Genomic DNA, 26,488 nt, shown 5'->3' with positions numbered 1-26,488 from the left:
TACTAGAATAATTACCCTAACTCCTAGTGAATTATCATTCATTTAACAGATATTATAATTGAAATTCCATCTACTTTCTCTATATTTTAAAAAAGAGAATAAAAATACAAATAAAAAAAAGCGCCAGGAAATCCTGCGCTTTTGAAAAAAGATTTATTAAAGGGGGTCAATTTCTACTTTTATCATAACGTATTTACATTTCATTCCTGTTACATTATGGTAAAAATAACAATAAATTTATCCCAGCTTTTACGTGGTATATGAGAGCCCCCGCTCACAATTCCAGTGAATACAGTCGGTAGGTGGGAGATTCAACGACACGTAAAATTCACTTTATTATGATTTTATTTTTAGTTCTTCCATCAATTCTTCAATATAATGCTGTGCACTTGATGCTGCAATACTTCCGTCCCCTGTTGCTGTTACAACTTGACGAAGTGTTTTCTCACGAATGTCTCCAGCGGCAAAAATACCTGGTACTTTTGTTTCCATTAATTCATTTGTCACGATATAGCCATTCTCGTTTGTAATTCCTAAGCTTTCAAATGGCTTAGAAAGTGGGTTCATACCAATATAGATAAAGACACCATCCGTTGGAAGTTCTTGCTCTGACCCGTCTTTTGTCGAAACAAGTGTGACACTTCCAACTTTACCGTCTTTCTCATTGATTTCCTTTAATGTATGACTCCAAATAAAATCTACCTTCGGATGGTCAAACGCCCGTTGTTGAAGGATTTTTTGAGCACGAAGTTCATCTCTGCGATGCACAATTGTTACCTTATCAGCAAAGCGAGTTAAATACATTCCTTCTTCAACTGCGGAATCACCGCCACCAATAACAAAAAGATTTTTATTTTTAAAGAAAGCTCCGTCACAAACTGCACAATAAGAAACACCGCGACCGCCTAGTTCTTTTTCACCTGGGACACCGATTTTTTTGTACTCCGCTCCAGTTGAAATAATCACCACACGAGCTTTGTATTCTTTTGTTCCGGCTACAACCGTTTTGTATTCTTTACCGTCAATGACCTCTTTAATATCGCCATAGGCGTACTCCGCGCCAAACTTTTTTGCATGTTCAAACATTTTTGTTGATAATTCAGGTCCTAAAATCGAGTCAAATCCCGGATAGTTTTCAATATCTTCTGTGTTAGCCATTTGTCCACCTGGGACACCTCGTTCAATCATTAATGTAGATAAATTTGCACGAGACGTATAAACAGCAGCTGTCATTCCACCTGGACCTGCACCTGCTATAATAACGTCATAAATTTTTTCTTCAGTCACGCCTTCTCCACTCCTTAAATTTAGGCGTATTCCATCTATAACAAATCAAATTCGTGTCTCCGAATTTGCGCCCATATTTTATCGAGTATCTCGATAAACTTCCTTTGAACCAGCGTATCCACCGGAGGTTCTAACTTCTTTCAGCTGTGTTTGTACCCCCACTGAATGGATACATCGTCTTGCCACTTTATAGAGGTGGCTGAAGGAAGTTAAAAAAAGGATATAGATGAAAACAGCCATAGTTAATATTTTTAGTATGACCTTTTATCCATATCCTATAAAAGAACGTTATTTAAGTCCATATATCTGCTCAATCAAGGTATTCCTTTAGGATCTTTACATACTTTTGTAAAGTTGAGGAAGAAAGTCCATATTGTTGTGCTACTTTTTGCTGTGAACATTTTTCATTTCGCAATTTCTTCCAAATATAGTCTATAGCACCTGCTAGAGCTTTTTCATTTTTCAACACTACTTGCGCATGGATAGTTTCCGTAAAAACAGAAAACCATAATAAATAAAGACCAGCTTCTACGGTTCCAATTGGGTGATAGCTTTTGTAAAGAAGTTGGGCGGTTTTATGAGCAACAGCCAATTCACCTTCCTCTATTTTTTTACCCATTTTTACCATAGACATATATTGATTCTCGAGTTTAGATAATTTGTTATTATGTTGGACTTCATTTTTAGAGAGAATCGATTCCTTATGCTGGGATTTTGACAACAGAAATATGGCAAATAGTCTTTCTTCCATCAGATCACTATTTAAGTTTTTCAAAATCCATGCGTCAAAATCTTCAAAACCGTTCACATGTTCATGTTCATTTTCTTTATTCCATGGAGCTAAGTCCTTTTTTTCTGGCGTAATTCTTATCACATTCTCCCATAAAGAATGAGAAAGTTGTTCCCTGCCCGTGAAATAGGCTGCATAAGAAAACCAGTAATAAAAAGGTCCATCCCCATCATATCCATGTTTATAGAGCTTGTGGAACCAGCCATATGCGGTATCATAGTCTCCAACTAAAGCAAAAGTTGCTCCCAATTTAAATTGTTGATCTGCTAATAACGGCTTTACCTTTTTAAGAACGGTTGAAAGCTCTTTTACTTCTGAAAAATCCTTCTGAAAATAAGCAAACACAAGCTTGTTACAGATTGCGTGTAAGTTGCCAGGGTTTTTCTCCATTACTTGATCAAGTATATTTGAGGCTTTGTCTATTTCTCCTAAATAAAAATAGGCTAAAGCAAGATTATTATAGGCTGACCAATATTCAGGAAAATCCTTAATAACGGTCTTCAGCAGTTTAACTGCTTTTGGAAAATGACCTGATTCCAGCATTTTTTTTGCTTGCTCTTGTTTCATAATCAGTTCATCGTGCTCATCGTCTAAGAAGTCTTCCTCAAGAGTTAGAATTTCTAGAAGATCTTCTGCTTCATGAATAAATTCCCCATCTGGATCATTTTCTAAATAAATCAATAAATGGGAATAAGCATCCTTGAAATAGCCCATATGAGCATAGTTATTGGCTAAGAAATAATGACACTCCACCATCTCTTCGTCTAATTCCTCTATAATGAGATGTAATAGTTCATTCGACTGATGAAAATCTCCAATTTCTGTATAAATTATCGCCAATTGACACACAATCATCGGTTCACCCGGCTCTAAGTGCATGGCTCTTTTTAAATATTTAATTGCTTTTTTAAATTCACGACGTTGGAATGCTTTCAAGCCTAATGTGAAATAATATTCACCCGTAGGAATAAACGACAGCAATTGTCCTTTTGTTTTAGCTTGAGCGTTTTTACCCATGAAATCCTCCATTTTTTCTTTAGTTCTCAACCTAGTCAGTATATCACATTATATACTTGACAAAAAGATTATTCTCCTTAATTATTCTTATCTTATAAATAATAAGAGCCTGTCTGTTTCAAAAAGACATCTATCTTTCTCGAAACAAACAGGCCTTGTTTTATTTTCCCTTTTCTTTACTTAAATGTCTTTCTTCTAAAACCTCCAAGATTTCTTTGAAGGACAATCCCTGTTCACGTAATAATACCATTAGGTGATATAGCAGATCAGAGGCTTCCCATTTAAGTTCTTCGTGACTGCGATTTTTTGCTGCAATGACCACTTCTGTTGCTTCTTCCCCGACTTTTTTAAGAATTTTATCGACGCCTTGTTCGAATAAATAAGTCGTATATGCGCCCTCAGGACGTTCCTTTTCCCTTTGAGCGATAACTTCTTCTAGAGTAACTAAAATTTGATAATCAGATAAGTTCGTTTTCACGCTTACTGCACCTTCTTCTGAATAAATAGATTCATTAAAGCAACTAATTTCACCTGTGTGACAAGCTGGACCTGCTGGATTCACAAGTACAACAATGGCATCTTTGTCGCAATCCAGCTTCATAGAAACAATTTTTTGCGTATTCCCGCTAGTAGCCCCTTTATGCCATAATTCTTGACGAGACCGGCTATAAAACCAGGTTTCACCAGATTCAAGGGATTTCTCTAATGAAGTACGATTCATATATGCGAGAGTCAGGACTTCTTTTGTAGCTGCATCTTGAACGATTGCTGGAATTAATCCTTTTTCATTAAATTTAACATCGTCTAATCTCACCTTACGTTCACACCTTTTTCCCGCAAGTAGGATTTCACTTCATTGACTGAGGTCTCTTTATAATGAAAAATGGATGCGGCTAATGCAGCGTCTGCTTTCCCTTCAACAAACGCCTCTACAAAATGCTCCGCATTTCCAGCACCGCCAGAGGCAATAACTGGGACACTAACTGCTTCACTAACCGCTTTTGTTAAAGCTAAATCAAATCCATTTTTCTCGCCATCGGAATCCATGCTTGTAAGGAGGATTTCACCAGCACCCCGTTCAACAACCTCTTTAGCCCATGAAATAACATCTTTATCAACTGCGTTTCTACCTCCATGGGTATAGACGCGCCATGAGCCTAGTGCCTCATCCCATTTTGCATCAATTGCCACAACAATACATTGAGAACCAAAGAAATTTGATCCTTCTGTAATAAGATCTGGATTTACCACAGCTGCTGTATTTAATGATACCTTATCAGCACCCGCACGCAGAATTCGCTTCATATCTTCAAGAGAATTAATCCCACCTCCAACCGTAAACGGAATCGCAAGCTCTGAGGCAACCGCCTTAACAACTTCGACCATTGTTTTACGACCTTCATTAGAGGCGGAAATATCAAGAAACACAAGTTCGTCTGCTCCTTGTTCGTCATAAAAGCGGGCTAATTCAACCGGATCACCGGCATCACGAAGCTCAACAAATTGCACACCTTTAACAACACGACCGTCTTTTACGTCTAGACAAGGGATGATTCTTTTTGTAACCATTACTTTCCCACCTCTTTCAATGCGTCAGCTACGGAAAAACGTCCTTCATAAATCGCCTTTCCAATAATTGCTCCACTCACTCCTTGAGATTCAAATTCTTTCAAATGAATTAAATCTTGAAGACTGCTGACACCACCAGAGGCAATCACACTTTTTCCTGTTTCAGCGGCCATCGTTTTTACTGCTTCAATATTTGGACCACTGAGCATCCCATCTGTTGCAATATCAGTGAAAATAAACGTTTCACAGCCAGCATCCGCAAACCTCTTACCGACATCAACCGCTCTCGCTTCTGAAGTGTTAAGCCATCCATGTGTGGCCACAAATCCATCTTTGGCATCAATACCAATTGCAATTTGTTTACCGTATTTTTTAATCATATCGATAGCAAATTCAGGATTTGAGATCGCCATACTGCCGATAATCACTCTAGCTACTCCATTTTCTAAATAATGAGCTACATCTTCTTCTGTGCGAATACCGCCGCCAATTTGAATGTTGACTTGTAATTCTTTAGCAGCTTGAATCACAAATGTATCATTTACCCGTTTTCCGTCCTTTGCACCATCCAAATCCACCATATGTATCCAAGTTGCTCCTGCATCTTTAAAGGATTTAGCCATATCAAAAGGAGAATTCCCATATACGGTCTCTTTATTATAATCACCTTGAATCAATCGAACACATTTCCCACCTCGCATATCAATAGCGGGATAAATTGTAAATGCCATTATGCCACTCCCTTTCATAGGGAGATTCTCCAGTTTTAACACCAGAGAATCTCCCATTACATTCAATATGAACAGCGAGAACCTCTCCCTTGGTTACATATTACAAAAGTTTGTTAATAATTGTACACCAAGTTTGCTGCTTTTTTCCGGATGAAATTGCATGCCGTAAATGCTGTTACGGCCGACTACTGCCGGTACTTCTTCGTAATAGTCAGCCTTGCCGATTAGAATTTCAGGATTGTCTGTTTTGACAAAATAAGAATGGACAAAATATGCGTAATCTTCATCTGTTTTTTTCGTAATAGGTGAAGCATGAACCCATTTTACCCGATTCCATCCCATATGTGGAACTTTGTATGTTTCGCCACTTTCAACCTTTCCGGGAAAACGAACGACATGACCTGGCAAAAGTCCAAGACCTTTAGAATGTCCACCTTCTTCACTTTCTTCAAATAGTAGTTGCATCCCTAAGCAAATACCTAACAATGGCTTTCCGGTTGCAACATATTCATGAAGGAAATCAGTCATACCCGTATCATTTAAACGTACCATTGCATCTTTAAATGCGCCGACACCTGGTAAAATCAGTCGATCTGCTTTTGCTAACTCATCGGGATCTTCTGATATGAAAAAGGCTACTTCTAGGCGTTTTAATGCCTCACTGACACTGAACAAGTTCCCCATTCCATAATCGACAATTCCAATCACTTATAACATCCCCTTTGAAGATGGGACCCCTTTGACCCTTGGATCAATCTTTGTGGCCTCATCAAGCGCTCTTGCCATTGCTTTAAAAATAGCTTCAATGATATGGTGTGTATTTTGACCATAATGGACGATCACATGTAAGTTCATTCTGGCTTCAAGAGCGAATTTCCAAAGGAATTCATTTACCAATTCTGTATCAAAGGTACCAACTTTTTGACTCGGATACTCCGCACGAATTTCAAAGTGCGGACGATTGCTTAAATCAACCACAACAGTTGCCAATGTTTCATCCATTGGAATGGTTGCATTTCCATACCGTTTAATTCCTTTTTTGTCACCAAGAGCTTCTTTAAAGACTTGTCCGAGACAAATTCCAATATCCTCAGTCGTATGATGGTCATCTATTTCTATATCGCCAATAGCATTCACCTTTAAGTCAAATTGGCCATGCTTGGCAAATAAATCAAGCATATGCGTTAAGAATGGAACTCCCGTTTCTAACTCGGATTGGCCAGAACCATCAATATTTAATGAAAGTTCAATATTGGTCTCACCAGTTTTTCTACTAATTGATGCTGTTCTAGACATTTTTCATAACTCCTTTATATTAAAGTGCTCGTACCTTCCCAAATTAAGTTCATTCGCATTGTTCTCATGTTTACCATATTTAATTTAATTACTTACTCTTAAAATAGTTAGTTTACTCGCATTTTTATCTTACTTATCATCGAGGCGAGCCTCAACCGCTCGCGCATGGGCTTCAAGTCCTTCAAGCCGAGCAAATGCGGCAATTTTCGCACTGTTTTCCTGAAAAGCTTGTTCGCTATACATGATAAGACTTGATTTCTTTTGAAAGTCATCTACACTTAATGGGCTTGAAAAGCGTGCAGTTCCATTTGTCGGTAGTACATGATTAGGTCCTGCAAAGTAATCACCAACTGGTTCTGAGCTGTACCGTCCAATAAAAATTGCACCAGCATGGCGGATCCGTCCAACCTTTTCCATTGCATTTTCCACCATCACCTCAAGATGTTCAGGTGCTAACTTGTTCACAGTTTCAATGGCTTCATCAATATCTTCGGTTACATAAATAGCCCCATAATCTGAAATAGATTGTGCAGCAATTTCACGACGAGGTAAGGTCTCAAGCTGTTTTTTAACTTCAGCCGCAACCGCTTCTGCTAAAGCCATTGAAGGTGTTACAAGGACACTGCAAGCACGGGCATCATGTTCAGCTTGTGATAGTAGATCAGCTGCAACTTCATTCGCTCTTGCACTATCATCTGCTAATACAGCAATCTCACTAGGTCCTGCAATCATATCAATATCCACATCACCGAATACTTCCCGCTTTGCTAATGCAACGAAAATGTTGCCTGGTCCTGTTATTTTATCAACAGATTGAATGGACTCGGTTCCATAAGCAAGCGCCGCAATGGCCTGGGCACCACCAACTTTATAAATTTCTTTCACTCCTGCTTCTTTCGCCGCAACCAACACCCCTGCTGGTAACTTCCCATCTTTTCCTGGAGGGGAAACCATGACAATACGCTCTACCCCAGCAACTTGAGCAGGAATGACATTCATCAAAACGGATGATGGGTACGCGGCAGTTCCGCCTGGTACATATACACCTGCTGAGTCAAGCGGAGTAACCTTTTGTCCTAAAATCGTACCATTTCGATCAGTTGTTATCCAAGAATCTTGTAATTGTTTCTCATGGAAATATCGAATATTAACGGCTGCTTCCTTAATTATCTCTATCATTTCAGATGATACAAGGTTGTATGCTTCCTTGATTTCATTTTCTGTAACAGCTAACGATTGTAGTGTGACTCCATCGAATTTGGCTGTATAATCTTTAAGTGCCGCATCGCCCTGTTCCCTAACCTTTTCAATGATATCCTTAACAATAACTTGTTGCTCTTCTGTACCACTATCTACCGATCTTTTTATTGAAATATCATCATTTACTTTTATGATCTTCACCGGACTCATCCTAACTTATGTAAATTCTTTATATCATGGGAATGAGGTTCTGAATCGTCCGAAAGGTCCTTCCGAAAGGAATTTAACCATTCCGAATGTTTCAGAACCCCCTTTCGAACTCCTTAAGCAATGGCAGCCTTTGCCTCTAAAACTTTTGCAATTCGTTCAACAATTTCACTAATACGCTCGTCCTTCATCCGATAGCTAACTGGATTTACAATTAAACGGGATGTGATATCGACAATCCGCTCATATTCAACTAATCCATTTTCAACTAACGTCCGGCCTGTTGATACAATGTCCACAATCCGGTCGGCAAGACCAATAATCGGGGCAAGCTCAATTGAACCATTTAATTTAATTATTTCAACTTGTTCTCCTTGCTCACGGAAGTACGTGGAAGCCACATTTGGATATTTTGTTGCAATTTTTGGGGCAATGTCGTTCATTTTAGTGTTAGGTAATCCTGCAACCGCCAAATGGCATTCACTAATTTTCAAGTCCAATACTTCGTAAACGTCACGTTCTTCTTCAAGCATTACGTCTTTCCCCGCAATTCCAAGGTCTGCAACACCATGTTCTACATAGGTAGGTACGTCCATTGGCTTTGCAAGGATAAACCGGAAATTCTCTTCTTCCACATCAATAATTAATTTTCTTGAATCATCGAACTCTGGTGGCAGTTGAAAGCCCGCTTCTCGAAGCAATTCGGCTGCTTCCTCAAAAATTCGTCCTTTTGGCATTGCAATCGTTAAAGGCTCATTCATCGTGCTGACTCCTTCCCTGCTTTTCCAACTAACATTATGATTTCCTCATATAGCTCCGTACAAGCATCAATATTCTTAACCCCATTGATATCTTGTAAAATGACTTTCATTCCCTCATTTCTCTTTTCAGCTGCTAATTGAAACGCTTCCTTACGCCGCTCTCCACTGAAAATAATGCATTTCACCGGTTCACGTTTCTCAAAGTTATCTAGTGCCTCAAGAAGACGGTCAAGTCGAATGGCAAATCCGGTTGCACCCGTTTCTTTTCCAAATTGGCTTAAGAGACGATCATAGCGTCCGCCACTAGCAATTGGGAACCCTACTTGGTCTGCATATACTTCAAATAAAATCCCTGTATAATAAGTCATATGGCTAACTAAGGTTAAGTCGAACTTAACACGTTTGCCCACTTCACCATAATCTTTAAGAATATCCCATAATGCTTTTAAGTCTTGAATGGCTTCTATTCCCTTATTGTTCTCAAGCAGATTTATAGCAGCTTCGATAACTTCCTCTCCACCTCTTAAGCTTAAGAAATCAATTAATCGCTGTTTATCAATTGATGAAAGGGGGAGCTGCTTTACATGCTCTCGATACCCAACATAATTTTTTTCATATAAAAAGGTCGTTAATGTTTTAACACGTTCTTCCGTACCTAATATATCAATGAAAAACTCCCGAATAAACCCAATATGGCCTACAGATAATTGAAAATGTTGTAGTCCTGCCTTCTCAAGGGAAGAAATCAGTAAAGCTATCCCTTCACCATCTGCACTCATTGTACTATCGCCAATACATTCAACACCAATTTGTTCAAATTCAGCTGGGCGACCGCCTTCTCGTTGTTGCGCACGGTAAACATTTGCAGAATAAGCAAGACGAAGTGGCAAATCTTCCTTTAATAACTTAGAAGCTGCTACCCTTGCAATTGGGGAGGTCATATCAGGTCTAAGTACAAGGGTATGTCCTTGTTGATCCAATAATTTAAAAAGTTGTCCGTCTAAAATGGCTGAAGCCGTCCCAACCGTTTCATAGTATTCTAGTGCAGGAGTTTCAATAAATTGGTAACCCCACTTTTTCATTTCTTCACTAATAAATGAACGAGTACGATGTTTGGCCTCATACAACTCTGGCAACGTATCTCTCATTCCTAATGGTTTTTCAAACATGAATAAACGACTCATCCGGTAGACCACCTCTGTTCACATTTTACTTTAGTTCGCTAATATGGTAGTAAGTTGAAGTTATTGTATCGCTCATCAATTGCTTTGTCAAGGAAAAAATAGCCAATCACCTTTCATATGTAAATGGGATTCTATTCGCTATTATATTCAAAAAAGAGTGCTAGGCACCTTCCATAAAGTGGAAAGCTCCTAGCACTCTTTTTTCATTTCCGAATGAAGACCATCGGATTCCCGCCGACGAAAGCACCTGGTGGAACATCTCGGTTGACAAGTGTCCCAGCCGAGACAACTGCTCCGTCGCCAATTGTTACACCCGGAAGGATCGTTGAATTGGCCCCAATCATGACTTCATTGCCAATTACGACGTCACCGAGACGGTATTCTTTAATTAAATATTCATGAGCCAATATTGTTGTGTTATAGCCAATAACGGTATTACGTCCAACACTAATCTTTTCTGGAAACATAATATCTAACATCACCATTAAGCCAAACGAGGTTTGCTCGCCCACTTTCATTTTTAATAAATGCCGGTAAAGCCAGTTTTTGAAACCCAGAGATGGACTGTATCGTGCCAACTGAATCACAATAAAATTCTTAATTACCTTCCAAAAAGGTACGGTTTTATAGACATGCCATAAAGAATTGGCCCCTTCTACCGGAAAACGTTCTGTTTTTCTCATTTTTGTTTAACACCAACAATTGGTAAGATGTCGGTAATATGTTCTAACATATAATTTGGCTCAAATGAGTTTACATACTCTCTGCCTTTAATTGACCATGCTACTCCGATCGTTATCATCCCTGCATTTTTACCAGCTAAAATATCTGAACCATTATCACCAATCATGATTGCTTCATCTGGCCTTGAACCAAGTACGTCAAGTGCCTTATAAAGAGATTCTGGATCTGGTTTAGGATTTTCAATATGATCATACGCGATAAGGACATCGAAAAACCGATCAATTTTCGTTAATTTCATCCCCATCATAGCAACATCAGACATTTTCGATGTAACAATTCCCATCTTAAAGCCCGATTCCTTTAAAAGCTTCATCGTTTCATATACACCTGGAAACTCTTCAACTAATGAATCATGCGTCTCCTTATTAAAGGTACGATACACATCACACATCTCGTCTACTTTTTCGGGATTTAATTTTGAAAACGTATCATCGAGGGTCGGCCCCAAGAACGGCAATACATCCTCCCGTTGATATTGGCGTGGAAAATATTTTTCTAACGTATGAAGAAAAGATGTAATAATTAATTCATTTGTATCAATTAATGTACCATCTAAATCAAATAGTAGAGTTGTGATTTTTTTGTCCATAAGTAACTTCCTTTCTCCTTGCGCTCTCAGCTTTCTTCCATAGGATCGCAACAATTACAGTTAGCAGAATCGCAATACCTACACGAATCAATAATAGTGGGAGAACAGGGATTCCTAGCGGTACAAATATAAGAGTATCCTCAATAACTGCATGACAAGCACCTAGGAAAATAAACGCAATCGTCAAGTCTTTTTTCGAAACGCCTTCTTCTCTTGACGCTTGAATCATAACCCCTGCACCATATGATAAGCCAAAAAGTAAACCTGCTGTTAAGGTTGTAGATGTATTTTCACTCATGCCTAATGTACGAGTAATGGGTGCCATTTTTTTCGAAAAAACATCAATAAAACGGTTGTCTTTGAGAATTTGAATAACAATCATAAGGGGAATAACAATTAGCATTAATTGGAAGACCCCGATAAATGCTTGTTGCAAGGCATCTAAAGTAATGGGCAGCCAGCCTGTCACTGTTTCTGTTTGTGACGTGTTAGACAACAACCCGAACTGTGCAGTCTGTGAACCACCTTGCCAAAACAAGTTCACCATAATTCCAGATAGAATAGCTAATCCGTATCGGACGAGGAGAACCACCCATAATTTAATACCAACCTTCATGACAACTGCACTCTCAATAAACATACTGTGGGCAAACCCAAGCATTAACGCGATCGTAAAGACTTCTTTTACTGTTAAATCTAACGATAAAATTGCCCCTATCCCAGCGTATAAAGTTAACACATTCCCAAGTACGAGTGGGATTGCTGCCTCACCCGATAATCCAAATATACTCATAAATGGCGCAATGAGATCAAAGAGCCATGGTAAAACAGGAGTGTGCTGTAATATAGCCAAAATTAAAGTGATCGGAAAAATCACTTTCCCTAGTAACCAAGTTACATTAAGCCCAACTAAAAGACCCTTTTTGATTGAATGAATCATGAAACTCTCCCTTTACAAAAATAGATTGCCCCTTTATACATCTGATTGGTAGCTAAAATCAACTTCATCCCGCTGAATTTTCGCCCGGAGGCCTAACATTATTCAAACAAGGTAGCCCTACTGAATCAGAAAATCTATAACATTTCAATTCCTCTTATAGAAATAAAGGCTTTCTGTACCTATCGGAAGTTGGGTACAAAAAGCATTTGTTAAATGAAGTTAATCCTATTTACGCTTCTTTTTCTTCGCTGTCTTTTTCGGTGCTTCTTGGTCTAAATAACCGATATTTGCATATCCCTTTACCCGACGATAAATTAAAACAACAATCGCTCCAACAATAAGAATAATGGATATCAATTGTGCCATCCGGATTCCTTCCGTAAGCATTAGACTATCTGTTCTTAAGCCTTCGACAAAGTAACGACCAATGGAGTACCAAATTAAATAAGTTAGAAATAGTTCTCCTCGACGTAAGTTCACTCTTCTTAATAAAATTAACAAAATAAATCCAGCTAAATTCCAAAGCGATTCATATAAAAATGTTGGATGGTAATAGGCACCATTGATATACATTTGGTTAATAATCCAGTCTGGCAATAATAAACCTTCTAGAAATTCACGGGTAACCTCTCCCCCATGTGCTTCCTGGTTCATAAAATTTCCCCACCGACCTATCGCCTGACCTAAAATGAGACTGGGTGCAGCAATGTCAGCTACTTTCCAGAAGGAAGTCCCCCTCTTTTTGGTAAAAACATAGGCTGTGATGATCGAACCAATTAAGGCACCATGGATGGCTAATCCACCTTTCCAAATGGCAATAATTTGGCTGGGGTTCTGCGAGTAATAATCCCATTCGAAGATAACATAATAAGCACGTGCAGAAAGAATCGCTATGGGAGCAGCCCACAAAATCATATCTATAAATAAATCCTTTTCAAGTCCGCGTTTATCTGATTCCTTTATCGCTAAATATAGACCCAATGCAATGGCCGCTCCAATAATAACACCATACCAGTGGATTTGGATCGGGCCAAGGGAAAGGGCAATGGGGTCAAGCGGTTGAATACTTTCCTCCAATTAAAACAACTCCTTATATTAATGATTTACACCTTATAGACTATAATTGATTATTCCAAATATAGGCTTGATGTAAATCAATTCTTAAAGAAAAAGGCTTATTACTTCTCACGTTAACTTTCTGATTCTTCTTGACCATTTTCAACAATGACATTATTCAACCTTTCCGTAAAACTTTCTGCTGCGTTCATCCCCATCCGTTTTAAACGGAAGTTCATTGCTGCCACTTCAATAATAACCGCTAGATTTCGGCCTGGTCGTACGGGGATTGTAATCTTTGTTACATCCGTATCAATGATTTTAATCTTCTCTTCATCCAATCCAAGTCGATCGTACTGTTTATGTTGATCCCAAGTTTCTAGATTAATGACTAGAGAGATTTTTTTACTAGGAAGCACGGCCCCTGCCCCAAATAACGTCATCACGTCAATAATCCCAAGTCCACGAATTTCTAATAAATGCTCGATAAGTTCAGGTGCAGTTCCAATTAAGTTATTCTCATCTTCTTGGCGAATTTCCACACAATCGTCTGCCACAAGGCGGTGACCACGTTTAACAAGTTCGAGAGCGGTTTCGCTTTTTCCGACCCCACTTTGTCCCATAATAAGTACACCGACACCATAGATATCAACAAGCACACCATGAATGGCTGTTGTCGGTGCTAACTTACTTTCTAGAAAATTAGTCAGCATCCCTGAAAACTTCGTTGTGTTTTGCTTTGTCCGCATAATCGGTACAGATTCTCTTTCTGATGGCTCAATGAGCTCCTCTGGAACAGGCATATCTCTCGAAATAACAATTCCTGGCGTTACATCCGTACAAAGTTGTTCCATACGGGAAGCTCGTTCAGATTCTGACAATTTAGACGCGAAGGTAAGCTCTGTTTTTCCAATTAATTGAATTCGATCTGCAGGATAAAAATCAAAGTATCCTGCAATTTCAATACCAGGTCGTGATATATCACTCATAGTGATTGGGCGATTGATGCCTTCTTCCCCACTTATTAACTCAAGGCCGAACTTTTCAATGATATCCTTTGTGCGTACTTTAACCACGTTGCTCCTCCTTTTACATCCAGTAAGGTGTAGGCCTTATATAAAAAATTTCATTAATCGTAATAATAAAGTTCGAGTTTTATTTTATCACTTTTTCTAAGTAAGTTATACTCTCATACACTTTTATTTCTAAACATAAAGATATTGGCAATAAAGTGAAACTTCCATCAGTGGAGCTTCTTTCATCTTCCACTGATGGAAAGCTTTAGGCCGCAGCTTGCTGGTCACACAGACGTTTCCAGAGGCGTATTTAGTCTGTGTTCAAACTCCCGGAGCTTTACGGGCTATTGATCCCCCCCTCTATCTTCCTTTATTTAGGTAGGGATCTTACTGCCGGTAAGCCTAACAAAAAGGCATCTAGTTCCACTTTCCCCAGTGGATACCAGATGCCTTTCCTAAAGCCGAGATTTTATTTTTTCTCTATTTTTCTAGATGTAAATTGGTTTTGAATAATTATATTTACAATGGACATGATGACAGCTACTAAAAATGCCATTCCAAAGCTTTCAATTTCAAAAGCACTCCCCATAATATTATCAGTTAATAACAATGTCAGTGCATTAATGACAAATAAAAACAATCCTAATGAAAGAACGGTAACAGGTAATGTTAAAATGATTAGGATGGGTTTGACAAAAATATTGAGTACTGACAGAACAAAACTAGCTCCTAACGCAGCCCAAATTCCTTCAATATAGATAGAGTTTTGAAAAAAGCCGGCTAGTGCCATAAATAGAACGGCATTAATCACAATCCCCAGGAACCATTTCATCTTAACACCTCCCATTCTTTCAAAAGGAATATGACTGCTTTTTCGTATACCTTATGCTTTTCGGATTGCAATAGAACCTGTTTTTGTGTCAGCAAATAATCGCAATGGGTGTGAAGACTCTTGAATTGATTTAAAGCTGAGATTTTTTTGGATAAGCTCACTTTTCTCCTCAACGATTTGAATTCCTTCTAAATCTACCGTAAAATTGCCCAAATTTGATTTCAAATCACCATTGACTGAATATTGTTGAGGAATCAGACACTCAATTGAACCGGTTGTTGTACTTGCTTCTAACCACTCACATGCACTCCCCTGCAATTGGGCCTTAATATCCCCATTAAATGATTGCACCTCAATCTTACGGTAATCTCCCTCCACTTCAATCCCGCCATTTAACGTTTCAGCTTCCAATTTCGCTACATTGGAATTTGTAAATACAATCCCACCATTTGCGGTTTCTACTTCGACTTCCTTACCATTGATTCCGCCCATATTGATTTTTCCGTTTGCGGTTTTGACTTTAAATTGATTCACATGTAAATCTTTTCCCTCAACTGATCCATTAAACATCCGAATGTCGATTTGACTATATTCGATTTGGGGAATATAAACTTTCGCTTTTAATTTTATCCACTTTTGGTTAGTTGTAAAAAATAAACGCTGTCCGCGGACTTCAAAAGTAACATCTTTTAATAGATTATTTCTTGCTTCGTCCTGAGATTCCCCTTTATAGACTTGCGCTTCGCATTCGATACGGATGTCTGTTTGATCCCATGGAATGACAGAAACATGACCATTAGCAATATCTATATCCATATATTTAATATTTTCATCGCTTTGCTGAAAAATATGTGCTACTTCCCAATGCTTTCCAAAATTTAAATCGAGATCAAACTCTTTAATCTTCTTAACCGCACTATCAACAAAGTCAAAAATCTTATCTTTTGTCGTTTGAAAGGTCTCATGCGCTTTTCTTTCATACCTTTGCTGTTGATCATTAGATTTAACAACAGTCGAAAGTTCTGTCACTAATTTCTCTTGCTTTTCTTGTTTCACTTGGGATGATTTATCTAATTCTTCTATTAATGTAAGAGCCTCGTCAACCGTTAATCTACCTTCTTCAACCATTTTCAGTATTCGTTTACGTTCTTCCTTCATTCTTCATTCCTCCTAGGGGAAATGTCTTTTCAAAAGAACTATACGATTAAGACTAGATTTATGTTTCAAAAAAATTATCCAATTAAGACAATTCGGGGGACGAAAAAAACTTATTTAACGAGAGATTAAGAAATGTGCAGTTACGATTATAAAGTGCTTTGGGGCGTATTGCCCCACGCATAGTTAGTCTACCGTTATTTGTTGTTTCATGCGGTTGTTGTCACGTTCTAAGATTCGTTTTAAGTATTTTCCAGTGTAGGAACCAGGCGTTTCAGCAACCTCTTCAGGAGTTCCGGTTGCGACAATCGAACCCCCTCTTTCCCCACCTTCTGGTCCTAGATCCACAATATAATCTGCTGTTTTGATTACATCTAAATTATGCTCAATGACTAGTACCGTATCCCCATTTTCAACCAATCGCTGTAAAACAACTAATAATCTTGAAATATCATCCGCGTGTAATCCTGTAGTTGGCTCATCTAATATATAGAAGGTTTTTCCATTTGAACGGCGTTGAAGCTCTGAGGCTAATTTGACACGTTGTGCCTCTCCGCCTGATAGTGTCGTAGCTGGTTGCCCAAGTTTGACGTAACCAAGACCAACATCATATAAAGTCTGTAATTTACGTTTAATTCTTGGGATATTTTCAAAGAAGACAAGAGCATCTTCAACTGTCATATCTAAAATCTCAGAAATATTTTTACCTTTATATCTGACCTCAAGGGTCTCGCGGTTGTACCTTTTACCATGACAAATTTCACATGGTACATAAACATCTGGTAAAAAGTGCATCTCAATTTTAATAATCCCATCTCCACGACAGGCCTCACAGCGGCCTCCTTTTACATTAAAGCTAAAACGGCCTTTTTGGTAGCCACGTACTTTCGCTTCGTTTGTTTGGGAGAAAACATCACGGATATCATCAAATACTCCTGTGTAAGTTGCAGGATTTGACCTTGGCGTTCTTCCTATAGGGGTTTGGTCAATATCAATAACCTTTTCTAAATGCTCTAATCCTGAAATTGAACGGTAAGCACCAGGTTGAATTCGTGCACGGTTTAACTTATTTGCCAATGTCTTTTGTAAAATTTCATTTACTAAGGTACTTTTACCTGAACCCGATACTCCTGTTACAGCTAAAAACATACCTAGTGGAAATTTAACATTGATATTTTTTAAGTTATTTTCCTTTGCCCCTTTAATTTCAATGAAACGTCCATCCGGTTTTTTCCTCTCAACTGGAAGGGGGATAAACTTTTTCCCCGATAAATATTGACCTGTTAATGAATTCGGATTAGTCATGACCTCTTCTGGTGTCCCAGATGCCATAATTTGACCGCCATGAACGCCTGCACCTGGACCAATATCTATTAAATAGTCAGCGGCCATCATTGTATCTTCATCATGTTCAACAACGATAAGGGTATTACCAATATCACGCATACTTTGTAACGACCCAATCAATAGGTCATTATCACGTTGATGCAGTCCGATCGATGGCTCATCTAAAATATAAAGAACACCTGTTAAACGAGAACCAATTTGAGTGGCTAAACGGATCCGCTGGGCTTCACCACCAGACAATGTTCCTGCAGATCGACTTAAATGGATATAATCAAGCCCCACATTAGTTAGAAAACGTAGACGTTGATCAATCTCACGCAGAATCAATTTGGCAATTTGCGCTTCTTTTTCCGATAAAATCAGGTTGTTAAAGAAAGATAATGCTTGTTCGATTGAAAGCTCAGTAATTTCGCCTATATGCCGTCCTTCAATCTTAACTGCCAATGATGCCTTACTTAGTCGATAGCCTTTACAAGTTTTACAGGAACGTTCAGCCATATACTTTTCCATCTGCTCACGGATCATATCTGAGCTTGAATCCCGATACCGTCGTTCAATATTACGAAGAACTCCCTCAAATTCAATAAAGTTTTCTCGTACCTGGCCATAGTCATTTTCATAGTGGAATAAAATCTTTTCTCCATCTGAACCATGTAAAATTTTATCCATCTGATGTTGGGGTATCTCCTCAACAGGGATATCCATATCAATTCCATAATGCGTACATATACATTCTAGTAATTGCGGATAGTATTTTGACATCTTGCCTTCCCATGGAACAATGGCATTTTGTCTTAAAGTAAGCGACTTATCCGGAATAACCAGATTGACGTCAACTTCTTTCATAGCTCCTAATCCATCACATTCCGAACAAGCTCCGAATGGATTATTGAAAGAAAACATCCGCGGTTCTAGAGAGTCTATTGCAAAACCACAAATTGGACAAGAATGATGTTCACTGAAAAGAAGTTCTTCTTGATCCATGACATCTATTAGTACTCGTCCTCCACCTAGTTTTAAAGCAGATTCAAGTGAATCAGCAAGTCTTGGTTCTATCCCCTCTTTTACGACAATACGGTCAATCACGACCTCAATCGAATGCTTCTTATTCTTGTCAAGTTCAATATCCTCGCCTAGATCAAACATGTCCCCATCAACTCGGACACGGACATATCCTTGTTTTTTTATATCTTCAAGTAATTTGACATGGGCTCCTTTCTTTCCAGAGACAATCGGAGAAAGTACTTGAATCCTCGTACGTTCAGGGTACTCCATGATACGATCAACCATTTGCTCAATCGTTTGTGAGGTTATTTCAATTCCATGTGTCGGGCAAATCGGATGTCCAACCCTCGAAAGTAGCAGGCGTAAATAATCGTAAATTTCTGTCACGGTTCCAACTGTTGAGCGTGGATTATTGCTGGTTGTTTTTTGATCAATTGCAATGGCTGGTGATAACCCTTCAATTAGATCAACATCCGGCTTGTCCATTTGTCCAAGAAATTGGCGTGCATAGGCAGAAAGGGATTCTACATATCTTCGCTGTCCTTCTGCATAAATCGTATCAAACGCAAGGGAGGACTTCCCTGAACCGGAAAGTCCTGTTATTACAACAAGCTTATCTCTCGGAATCGTGATATCAACATTTTTTAAATTATGGGCTCTGGCACCCTTAATTACTAGTTTATCCATCGCCATTTGGCCGTCACCCTTCCGCTTTCAATTCAAATAATATATCACGAAGTTCTGCGGCACGCTCGAAATTCAGCGCCTTGGCCGCTTCCTTCATTTCCTTTTCCATATCAGCAATGACTTTTTCACGTTCCTGCTTCGACAATTTCGTTAATTGATCCGCAACGTTGTATTCCTCTTGGTCTTCTGCCGCATGGGTTGCCCTGATTAAATCACGAATATCTTTTTGAATGGTTTTTGGTATAATGCCATGCTTTTCATTGTATTCTTCCTGAATGGCTCTACGTCGTTTTGTTTCATTAATGGCCACTTCCATCGAGCGGGTCATTTTATCAGCATACATAATCACTTTTCCGTTCGCATTCCGCGCTGCCCGACCACTCGTTTGAATTAATGAGCGTTCAGAACGCAAGAAGCCCTCTTTATCTGCATCAAGAATCGCTACAAGTGAGACTTCTGGAATGTCCAGTCCCTCCCGCAACAAGTTGATTCCAATTAAAACGTCATATTTTCCTAGTCGCAGATCACGAATAATTTCAGTTCGTTCTAATGTTTTCACTTCAGAATGTAAATACTGAACCTTTATGCCAATTTCCTTTAAGTAGTCCGTTAAGTCTTCTGACATTTTCTTCGTTAATGTTGTAACAAGCACACGCTCATTTTTCTCAATTCGTTCATTGATTTCTCCGATTAAATCATCAATTTGCCCTTCGATTGGTCGTATGTCAATAATCGGATCTAAAAGTCCAGTTGGACGGATAATTTGTTCAATCGCGTCTGGTGCATGCTCCAATTCGTATAGTCCTGGGGTTGCTGAAACATAGATAATTTGTTTAATATGATTTTCAAACTCTGAAAACTTTAATGGGCGGTTGTCCAAAGCAGACGGCAGCCGAAAGCCATGATCAACCAGCACTTGTTTTCTCGCTTGGTCCCCATTATACATTCCACGAACCTGCGGAATTGAAACATGAGATTCGTCAACAATTAATAAGAAGTCTTCTGGAAAATAATCTAGTAATGTATAGGGAGTCGAACCAGGTGGCCGCAATGTAAGATGACGGGAATAGTTTTCAATCCCCGAGCAAAAACCCATTTCACGCATCATTTCTAGGTCGTAACGTGTCCGTTGTTCAAGACGTTGGGCTTCTAAGAGTTTATCTTCAGCCTTTAGTTGGGCTAACCTTTCTACAAGTTCCTTTTCAATATTTTCAATTGCTATTCTCATCTTTTCCTCACGTGTAACGAAGTGGGATGCTGGGTAAATCGCAACATGTTCCCGCTCCCCAAGAATTTCTCCTGTGATAGCGTCCACTTCTCTAATCCGATCAATTTCATCGCCAAAGAACTCTACTCTAATACAGTGTTCATCCCTTGAAGCCGGAAAAATTTCAACGACATCACCGCGCACACGGAAAGTTCCGCGGATGAAATTCAAATCATTTCGATTATATTGGATATCAACTAGCTTCCTTAATAGCTGATTACGCTCCACTTCCATTCCCACTCTTAAGGATAGAACAAGATCACGATATTCTTCTGGGGAACCTAACCCATAAATACAAGATACGGAAGCAATAATAATGACGTCATTTCGCTCAAATAGAGCAGATGTTGCCGAGTGCCGCAATTTATCAATTTCATCGTTAATACTGGCATCTTTTTCAATAAACGTATCGGTTTGAGGAACATAAGCCTCTGGTTGAAAGTAATCATAATAACTAACAAAGTATTCGACCGCATTATTTGGAAAAAACTCTTTAAATTCACTATATAATTGTCCAGCAAGTGTTTTGTTATGAGCTAGAACGAGAGTCGGTTTGTTCACTTGTTGAATGACATTTGACACCGTAAATGTTTTTCCTGTTCCTGTTGCCCCTAGCAAAGTTTGATGTTTCTTCCCACTATTAATACCTTCTACGAGTTTTTCAATCGCTTTCGGTTGATCCCCTTGAGGTGAATACTTAGAAACTAATTGAAATTTATTGTCCAAAATGAATGCCTCCCATTTTGACTAGCATCAATTTTTGTATGAATCATAAGCCGTCCATTTAATATCCTCATTCTACCACAATTGGTTCTATACTAACCACAAAAAATCGAACAAACATTCCTTTTTGTTAATTATTTGGATAAAGTTGGAAAAAGTTGATAAAGGTACTGAGCATAAAGTAACTACCTTATAATACGAGTTCATTTTATCAGGCTTAACTGGCAGTAAGACCCCGACTGACCGAAGTTTCACTTTATATAAAATTTAAAAAACCTGTCATATTTATGCCTAGGACAGGTTTTCTATTTTGTTCATTTTTTGTTTCATTCTTGTAGCGTACCAAAATCCAACGGTTAAAGATAAGGCATCAACAATAATTAATAGAAACGTGTCAGTATACCCTTTATATGCTGACGCTGCAATTAAAGCAACCGATAGTATGAGAGCAAGGATCCGACTATAGGTTACTCTTGAAAAAAACACAACTAATAATCCCGGTAAAATTAGGGCCAATACAAACTTGGTAAACACTAATTCCCACCCTCTTTAATAAAATTACAATCATTTATAGAATATTATACCGTATATTATAGTGTAATCCTCTACAATTACAAAAGAAAGAGTTTAACCAAAAACGCTTTAAAAAACAAAAAATCACGGGCTGTTACGGGTAGCCGATGATTTTTATTTTTACTAAAATTAGCTATAATGAAGGGCAAGGGGGTGTGTCAAATGGAAAAAGATAAAGAATCTCCTTCTAATGATTTAGATGAAGAGACTCTCTTTATTGTTTCACAAACGTTTAAAGCCTTATCGGAACCAACTCGAATACGAATTCTCCATTTATTATTTTCAGGTGAGCATTCAGTGAATGATATTGCCGAAAGCCTTGGGTTACTACAGTCAACCGTTTCCCACCAACTTCGATTTTTGAAAAATCTTCGGCTTGTTAAATTTAGACGTGAAGGTACAACTGTCTTCTATACTTGTGATGACGAACATGTAATGGATATTTTAAAACAAACCATCGAACATGCCCGCCATTAATTACATCCTAAATGTGGGTTTGGACAGCCGATGTCATACCTTTCTACTTGGAGGGTACTATGCTCAATCCCAAAATCATCATGGAGAACTTTTTGCGCCTGCTCCAGCACTTGATCATGAAGGCCCTTTTCATTAATCGATAGGTGACAACTCAGCATGAACACTCCTGATGTAATTGACCAAATATGAAGATCATGGACTTCTTCAACATGTTCGATTTTTCCTAGTGTCGCCTTCACTTCATTTAACTGAATATGATGTGGTGTTCCTTCCATTAAAATATGGAATGAATCCTTTGTTACTCGATAGCCACTAATACTAATAAGAACAGCGACAATTAAGCTGGCTACCGGGTCCGCCCATCCCCATCCAAAGAAAATCATCAGTAAGGCCGCTGTTATTGCCCCTACAGATCCCAACATATCGCCGATTACATGTAGAAAAGCACTTCTAACATTTAAATTATCCTCTTTATCGCCACTCATTAAAATCCAGGCGGCTATAATATTGACTACAAGACCAATAACAGAAATAATCAACATCCCTGTGCTTTGAATTTCGGGCGGATTTGAAAAACGCTGAACGGCTTCGACTAAAATAAACAGTGAAATTAGAATTAATGTCATCCCATTAATAGCAGCAGCAATAATTTCAAACCGTTTATACCCAAAAGTTTTCGAGTGTGATGCAGCTTTTTCACCGAGCTTAAGAGCGAAAAAACTTAGTCCTAAAGAGGCAGCATCACTTAACATATGCCCAGCGTCCGCAAGTAAAGCCAAACTATTTGTGAGTAAACCTCCGATCACTTCGATAACCATAAAGGTTGAAATTAACAGAAAAGACAAGAGGAGTGCTTTTTTATTTGCGGAATGACCGTGTGAATGTCCATGATGATGTCCGTGGTGATGGTGCCCCATAATGACCCCTACTTTCTTAATTTTATATTTTATTCCATATTATTAAAATCTAGATCTTCTGTACCTGTCGATAACTTTATTGAGGTAAATATGAATGGATATTCATATATATTATGAGGGATAGGGTAATAAAGTTCAATGAAAAACGATCATGGCTTGTACTATTTTTACTTTTATATTTTTTCCTTTTCTAGAACGAATCTTTCTTTTGCTATTCTACCAATTTTCCCCAAGGTATATTTCCATTTTCGCAATAAATAATAAGGAAGTGAAAGATTGTTAAGCATCTAGGAGGGACATATGAACAACTCCCAATATAAAAAAGCCGAACGTGGTGCTTGGCTAAGTATATCAGCTTATATTATTTTATCAGGAGTTAAGATTTTCGTAAGTTACATAGGAAATTCTGAAGCATTACGCGCAGACGGATTAAATAATTTAACCGATATTATTGCCTCAGTGGCTGTTTTGATTGGACTAAAAATTTCACAAAAGCCGCCTGATGAAAATCACCGTTATGGTCATTCGAGGGCAGAAACAATTGCATCACTTGTGGCTGCTTTTATTATGATCTCTGTAGGTATTCAAGTGATTATTGGTTCCGTACAATCTGTATTAAATCCAAGCGAGACAAGTCCAAGTATTATCACTGCATTTGTTGCTCTATTTTCAGCGCTCTTTATGTATGGGGTCTACCTTTTTAACGTAAAGTTAGCTAGAAAAATTAACAGTAAGTCTCTTTATTCTGCTGCCCAAGATAATCGTTCAGACGCTCTAGTTAGTATTGGCGCCATGATTGGAATTATCGGGGCTTATTTTGGAATTGGCTGGTTAGACCCATTAGCTGCCTTTATTGTAGGTTTTATGATTTGTAAAACAGCGTGGGGAATTTTTAGAGATGCGGCTCTTGATTTAACCGATGCATTTGAAGTTGAAAAGTTAAAGGATATTGAGGAAACTATTCGTTCAACACCAGGTGTAAAATTGGTAAAGGACATTAAAGCCCGATTACATGGAAACCAGCCGATTGTCGATGCCACCATCTTTGTTGAACCAACGTTAACAGTGATTGAGGGGCACCAAATTGCTGAGCATGTGGAGGAACGCCTGTCTGAAACCCATCAAATCAATCATTCCCATATTCATATAGAGCCACAATTGCATTAAACTGATTTTTAAGGATTCGTTTTATATTTCATCCTCCCCTATTTCTGGGAATATTCTCCTTTGCAAAACATAATTTGTAAAGGGAGGGATCCATATGAATAATCATTTTCCACCAAATTCAGGAGATCAACCGGGATTTAATCCTAATGACATGCAAAACAAATGTTGGCAGTATATGAATTATCATGTTATTGGACAAATGGCCGATGGAACTCAAGTTGAAGGGATCATTGAGGATGTCGATGATGATGGTGTGACAATGTTAGTCCCCGAAGATGTGGATGGTGATGAAAGACTTTACGGTTATGGTGGTTATGGAAGAAGAAGAAGATACCGTAGATTCCTCCGCAGGCGCTACCCATTTACAGTGTTTGCATTTCCATTTATTTTTCCATTTCCATATTATTACTAGAGCCGGTAGAGTTGATTCTTAAAAATTCATTTCCTTAAGGTCATAATCTAACTTTCAAGAATATATAAAGAGATTAACAATTGATAATCCAATATCATTGTTAATCTCTTTTTGTTTAATCTTTATCTTGTCATTTCTCGATTATTTCTAAAATTGGCTTTGACATAGTCAGGTTTTTATTTTATAATAATTATAAATAAGTATAGATTTTATTTTTATAAATATTATTATATTGCACTCATCTTAAGCTTTTTCAACGATTTATAAAAATAAGGAGTTTTTAAGCATGAAAAAAAAGATCTGCCAAAAATGCGGTTCACAAATAAAAAAGCTCAAACATAGTTTAATTTGTAAATGCAGTAATAGACTCATAACCATAAAAGCAATTGTACAGTCAGAAACGAAACAAAGGTTGTTAAGCTAAAATTATATAAAAAAGTCTGGTATTGTTCAAGGATTAAATGGAGAATCCTTAAATGTTACCAGACTTTTTTATATTGAGAACATTTTTCAATTAGGTTCAACATGAACATGAACATCATACACCTTATATTCTTTTATAAGGTCATCTTCGACTTTGGTTGCAATATCATGGGCAGTTTTTAAGTCTAAATTAGAATTGACTAGAATAACAACGTCAACGACAACATTGTTTCCATAACTTCTTGCCTTGATGTCTTTAATTCCTTTCACTCCATATGTTCTCTCTATCGTTTCTTTATAGGCTTGGATTTCTTTTTCATCAAATCCATCCGTTAGCGAATGGGTAGCCTCGCGAAAGATGTCCCATGCCGTTTTACATATCATAAAGCCAACAATCATTGCTGCCAACGGATCAATCCATGGTAATTGAAATTGCGCCCCAATAATTCCGACTGTTGCACCAATACTGACCCAAGCATCTGATAAATTATCCTTTGCTGCAGCCATGACTGATTGACTATTAATTTCACTTGCTAGTTTTTTATTATATCGATAAACAAAATACATAATGAACGCACTAAAAAGACCGGTCCAAGCAGCGACAATATCTGGTATTTCATGGCTTCTAGCAAAAATATTTGTAACCGCATCTAAAACAACTTGAATCCCCACAACCATCATTATAAAAGATGCAATCAATGAGGCAACGTTTTCTGCCTTCCAATGACCATACGGATGATCATCATCAGCAGGTCGCTGGGATAATCTTAATCCGACTAATACCGCTACAGAGGAAATAATATCTGTGGCATTATTTAAACCATCCGCTTTTAATGCTTCAGAGTCTGTAAGAACTCCTACAATTAACTTCAGAATAGATAAACAAATATAAGCGACAATACTTATAATCGCTCCACGTTCTCCCCTTTTTAAATCTAGATATGCTCGCTCTTCCATTTTATATCCCCACTTTTCCCTCTCTCACCTTTATTATGGTATATGAAGCTCTAGTGGGTCTAGAGAAACCTTTTTACCTGCAGGGAACTAATTTACCTAAATACAAAAATGTTTCTCCAAGGAAACATTTTTTACACCACCTCATTAACATTCACTCAA

Annotated in this window: 25 protein-coding genes; 3 read left to right on the top strand and 22 right to left on the bottom strand. The window is 38.1% G+C overall.

Features of this window, described 5'->3' with window-relative positions; all coding sequences use genetic code 11:
• Positions 1-336: 336 nt before the first annotated feature.
• From trxB to R4Z10_RS03295, 20 genes are all read right to left on the bottom strand, one after another.
• Entirely contained in the window at positions 337-1,287 is a 951-nt protein-coding gene (trxB, locus tag R4Z10_RS03390; RefSeq protein WP_338471829.1) for a thioredoxin-disulfide reductase, read from the bottom strand.
• Positions 1,288-1,597: 310 nt separating this feature from the next.
• Positions 1,598-3,094, bottom strand: coding sequence for a tetratricopeptide repeat protein (locus tag R4Z10_RS03385; RefSeq protein WP_338471828.1), 1,497 nt, complete (start codon positions 3,092-3,094; stop codon positions 1,598-1,600).
• Positions 3,095-3,254: 160 nt separating this feature from the next.
• Positions 3,255-3,908 (bottom strand): bifunctional phosphoribosyl-AMP cyclohydrolase/phosphoribosyl-ATP diphosphatase HisIE, encoded by a 654-nt coding sequence (gene hisIE, locus R4Z10_RS03380; RefSeq protein WP_338471827.1) that lies wholly within the window; start codon positions 3,906-3,908, stop codon positions 3,255-3,257.
• Positions 3,905-4,663, bottom strand: coding sequence for an imidazole glycerol phosphate synthase subunit HisF (gene hisF, locus R4Z10_RS03375; protein ID WP_338471826.1), 759 nt, complete (start codon positions 4,661-4,663; stop codon positions 3,905-3,907). Before hisF ends, hisIE begins: the two co-directional genes overlap by 4 nt.
• Positions 4,663-5,394, bottom strand: a complete 732-nt coding sequence (hisA, locus tag R4Z10_RS03370; protein ID WP_338471825.1) for a 1-(5-phosphoribosyl)-5-[(5-phosphoribosylamino)methylideneamino]imidazole-4-carboxamide isomerase — start codon at positions 5,392-5,394, stop codon at positions 4,663-4,665. The genes hisF and hisA overlap by 1 nt, the downstream gene beginning before the upstream one ends.
• A gap of 93 nt (positions 5,395-5,487) precedes the next feature.
• Entirely contained in the window at positions 5,488-6,102 is a 615-nt protein-coding gene (hisH, locus tag R4Z10_RS03365; RefSeq protein ID WP_338471824.1) for an imidazole glycerol phosphate synthase subunit HisH, read from the bottom strand.
• Positions 6,103-6,690 (bottom strand): imidazoleglycerol-phosphate dehydratase HisB, encoded by a 588-nt coding sequence (gene hisB, locus R4Z10_RS03360; RefSeq protein WP_338471823.1) that lies wholly within the window; start codon positions 6,688-6,690, stop codon positions 6,103-6,105.
• 129 nt (positions 6,691-6,819) lie between these two features.
• Positions 6,820-8,091: a histidinol dehydrogenase gene (gene hisD / locus R4Z10_RS03355; RefSeq protein ID WP_338471822.1), complete on the bottom strand. Its 1,272-nt coding sequence runs from the start codon at positions 8,089-8,091 to the stop codon at positions 6,820-6,822.
• A 122-nt stretch (positions 8,092-8,213) separates the two neighbouring features.
• Positions 8,214-8,858 carry an ATP phosphoribosyltransferase gene (gene hisG, locus R4Z10_RS03350; protein WP_338471821.1) on the bottom strand — a complete coding sequence of 215 codons (645 nt, stop codon included), beginning with the start codon at positions 8,856-8,858 and terminating at the stop codon, positions 8,214-8,216.
• A complete protein-coding gene (locus R4Z10_RS03345) occupies positions 8,855-10,042 on the bottom strand; it encodes an ATP phosphoribosyltransferase regulatory subunit (RefSeq protein WP_338471820.1) in 1,188 nt (395 codons plus the stop codon). Before R4Z10_RS03345 ends, hisG begins: the two co-directional genes overlap by 4 nt.
• A 203-nt stretch (positions 10,043-10,245) precedes the next feature.
• Positions 10,246-10,725: an acyltransferase gene (locus R4Z10_RS03340; protein ID WP_338471819.1), complete on the bottom strand. Its 480-nt coding sequence runs from the start codon at positions 10,723-10,725 to the stop codon at positions 10,246-10,248.
• Positions 10,722-11,375 (bottom strand): pyrophosphatase PpaX, encoded by a 654-nt coding sequence (gene ppaX, locus R4Z10_RS03335; RefSeq protein ID WP_338471818.1) that lies wholly within the window; start codon positions 11,373-11,375, stop codon positions 10,722-10,724. Before ppaX ends, R4Z10_RS03340 begins: the two co-directional genes overlap by 4 nt.
• A complete protein-coding gene (locus R4Z10_RS03330; RefSeq protein ID WP_338471817.1) occupies positions 11,344-12,315 on the bottom strand; it encodes a nucleoside recognition domain-containing protein in 972 nt (323 codons plus the stop codon). Before R4Z10_RS03330 ends, ppaX begins: the two co-directional genes overlap by 32 nt.
• 225 nt (positions 12,316-12,540) lie before the next feature.
• Positions 12,541-13,392, bottom strand: a complete 852-nt coding sequence (lgt, locus tag R4Z10_RS03325) for a prolipoprotein diacylglyceryl transferase (protein ID WP_338471816.1) — start codon at positions 13,390-13,392, stop codon at positions 12,541-12,543.
• A gap of 113 nt (positions 13,393-13,505) precedes the next feature.
• The gene (gene hprK, locus R4Z10_RS03320) at positions 13,506-14,447 is read right to left on the bottom strand and encodes an HPr(Ser) kinase/phosphatase (RefSeq protein ID WP_338471815.1); all 942 of its coding nucleotides are present in this window, start codon (positions 14,445-14,447) and stop codon (positions 13,506-13,508) included.
• A gap of 409 nt (positions 14,448-14,856) precedes the next feature.
• Positions 14,857-15,219, bottom strand: coding sequence for a phage holin family protein (locus tag R4Z10_RS03315; RefSeq protein WP_338471814.1), 363 nt, complete (start codon positions 15,217-15,219; stop codon positions 14,857-14,859).
• Positions 15,220-15,270: 51 nt separating this feature from the next.
• On the bottom strand, positions 15,271-16,377 hold the full coding sequence (locus tag R4Z10_RS03310) for a DUF4097 domain-containing protein (protein WP_338471813.1): 1,107 nt from the start codon (positions 16,375-16,377) through the stop codon (positions 15,271-15,273).
• 183 nt (positions 16,378-16,560) lie between these two features.
• Positions 16,561-19,419, bottom strand: a complete 2,859-nt coding sequence (uvrA, locus tag R4Z10_RS03305; protein WP_338471812.1) for an excinuclease ABC subunit UvrA — start codon at positions 19,417-19,419, stop codon at positions 16,561-16,563.
• 7 nt (positions 19,420-19,426) lie between these two features.
• Complete coding sequence (gene uvrB / locus R4Z10_RS03300; RefSeq protein WP_338471811.1) at positions 19,427-21,406, bottom strand: excinuclease ABC subunit UvrB; 1,980 nt, start codon at positions 21,404-21,406, stop codon at positions 19,427-19,429.
• A gap of 288 nt (positions 21,407-21,694) precedes the next feature.
• Positions 21,695-21,937: a CsbA family protein gene (locus R4Z10_RS03295; RefSeq protein ID WP_338471810.1), complete on the bottom strand. Its 243-nt coding sequence runs from the start codon at positions 21,935-21,937 to the stop codon at positions 21,695-21,697.
• 201 nt (positions 21,938-22,138) lie between these two features.
• Here R4Z10_RS03295 and R4Z10_RS03290 point away from each other — a divergent pair, with 201 nt between their 5' ends.
• On the top strand, positions 22,139-22,453 hold the full coding sequence (locus tag R4Z10_RS03290) for a metalloregulator ArsR/SmtB family transcription factor (protein ID WP_338471809.1): 315 nt from the start codon (positions 22,139-22,141) through the stop codon (positions 22,451-22,453).
• On the opposite strand, the gene R4Z10_RS03285 is transcribed toward R4Z10_RS03290, so the two are convergent.
• Positions 22,450-23,370, bottom strand: coding sequence for a cation diffusion facilitator family transporter (locus tag R4Z10_RS03285; protein ID WP_338471808.1), 921 nt, complete (start codon positions 23,368-23,370; stop codon positions 22,450-22,452). The two genes, R4Z10_RS03290 and R4Z10_RS03285, sit on opposite strands and share 4 nt — an antisense overlap.
• A 300-nt stretch (positions 23,371-23,670) precedes the next feature.
• Between R4Z10_RS03285 and R4Z10_RS03280 the strand changes: the two genes are divergently transcribed.
• Both R4Z10_RS03280 and R4Z10_RS03275 read left to right on the top strand, forming a co-directional pair.
• Positions 23,671-24,537 (top strand): cation diffusion facilitator family transporter, encoded by an 867-nt coding sequence (locus R4Z10_RS03280; protein WP_338471807.1) that lies wholly within the window; start codon positions 23,671-23,673, stop codon positions 24,535-24,537.
• A gap of 94 nt (positions 24,538-24,631) precedes the next feature.
• Positions 24,632-24,949, top strand: coding sequence for a hypothetical protein (locus tag R4Z10_RS03275; protein WP_338471806.1), 318 nt, complete (start codon positions 24,632-24,634; stop codon positions 24,947-24,949).
• A gap of 510 nt (positions 24,950-25,459) precedes the next feature.
• On the opposite strand, the gene R4Z10_RS03270 is transcribed toward R4Z10_RS03275, so the two are convergent.
• Positions 25,460-26,329, bottom strand: a complete 870-nt coding sequence (locus tag R4Z10_RS03270; RefSeq protein WP_338471805.1) for a cation diffusion facilitator family transporter — start codon at positions 26,327-26,329, stop codon at positions 25,460-25,462.
• Between the last annotated feature and the right edge of the window lie 159 nt (positions 26,330-26,488).

It is taken from the genome of Niallia sp. XMNu-256, assembly GCF_036670015.1.
In the GTDB taxonomy this organism is placed as follows: Bacteria; Bacillota; Bacilli; order Bacillales; family Cytobacillaceae; genus Bacillus_BD.
This window is presented reverse-complemented; position numbering and strand designations above follow the sequence as displayed.

Coding starts and splice junctions, on each gene's coding strand:
- R4Z10_RS03385 (WP_338471828.1), bottom strand. CDS start 3,094: ATGGGTAAAAACGCTCAAGCTAAAACAAAAGGACAATTGCTGTCGTTT.
- hisF (WP_338471826.1), bottom strand. CDS start 4,663: ATGGTTACAAAAAGAATCATCCCTTGTCTAGACGTAAAAGACGGTCGT.
- hisA (WP_338471825.1), bottom strand. CDS start 5,394: ATGGCATTTACAATTTATCCCGCTATTGATATGCGAGGTGGGAAATGT.
- hisB (WP_338471823.1), bottom strand. CDS start 6,690: ATGTCTAGAACAGCATCAATTAGTAGAAAAACTGGTGAGACCAATATT.
- hisG (WP_338471821.1), bottom strand. CDS start 8,858: ATGAATGAGCCTTTAACGATTGCAATGCCAAAAGGACGAATTTTTGAG.
- R4Z10_RS03345 (WP_338471820.1), bottom strand. CDS start 10,042: ATGAGTCGTTTATTCATGTTTGAAAAACCATTAGGAATGAGAGATACG.
- R4Z10_RS03340 (WP_338471819.1), bottom strand. CDS start 10,725: ATGAGAAAAACAGAACGTTTTCCGGTAGAAGGGGCCAATTCTTTATGG.
- ppaX (WP_338471818.1), bottom strand. CDS start 11,375: ATGGACAAAAAAATCACAACTCTACTATTTGATTTAGATGGTACATTA.
- R4Z10_RS03330 (WP_338471817.1), bottom strand. CDS start 12,315: ATGATTCATTCAATCAAAAAGGGTCTTTTAGTTGGGCTTAATGTAACT.
- R4Z10_RS03315 (WP_338471814.1), bottom strand. CDS start 15,219: ATGAAATGGTTCCTGGGGATTGTGATTAATGCCGTTCTATTTATGGCA.
- R4Z10_RS03310 (WP_338471813.1), bottom strand. CDS start 16,377: ATGAAGGAAGAACGTAAACGAATACTGAAAATGGTTGAAGAAGGTAGA.
- uvrA (WP_338471812.1), bottom strand. CDS start 19,419: ATGGCGATGGATAAACTAGTAATTAAGGGTGCCAGAGCCCATAATTTA.
- R4Z10_RS03290 (WP_338471809.1), top strand. CDS start 22,139: ATGGAAAAAGATAAAGAATCTCCTTCTAATGATTTAGATGAAGAGACT.
- R4Z10_RS03285 (WP_338471808.1), bottom strand. CDS start 23,370: ATGGGGCACCATCACCACGGACATCATCATGGACATTCACACGGTCAT.
- R4Z10_RS03280 (WP_338471807.1), top strand. CDS start 23,671: ATGAACAACTCCCAATATAAAAAAGCCGAACGTGGTGCTTGGCTAAGT.
- R4Z10_RS03275 (WP_338471806.1), top strand. CDS start 24,632: ATGAATAATCATTTTCCACCAAATTCAGGAGATCAACCGGGATTTAAT.
- R4Z10_RS03270 (WP_338471805.1), bottom strand. CDS start 26,329: ATGGAAGAGCGAGCATATCTAGATTTAAAAAGGGGAGAACGTGGAGCG.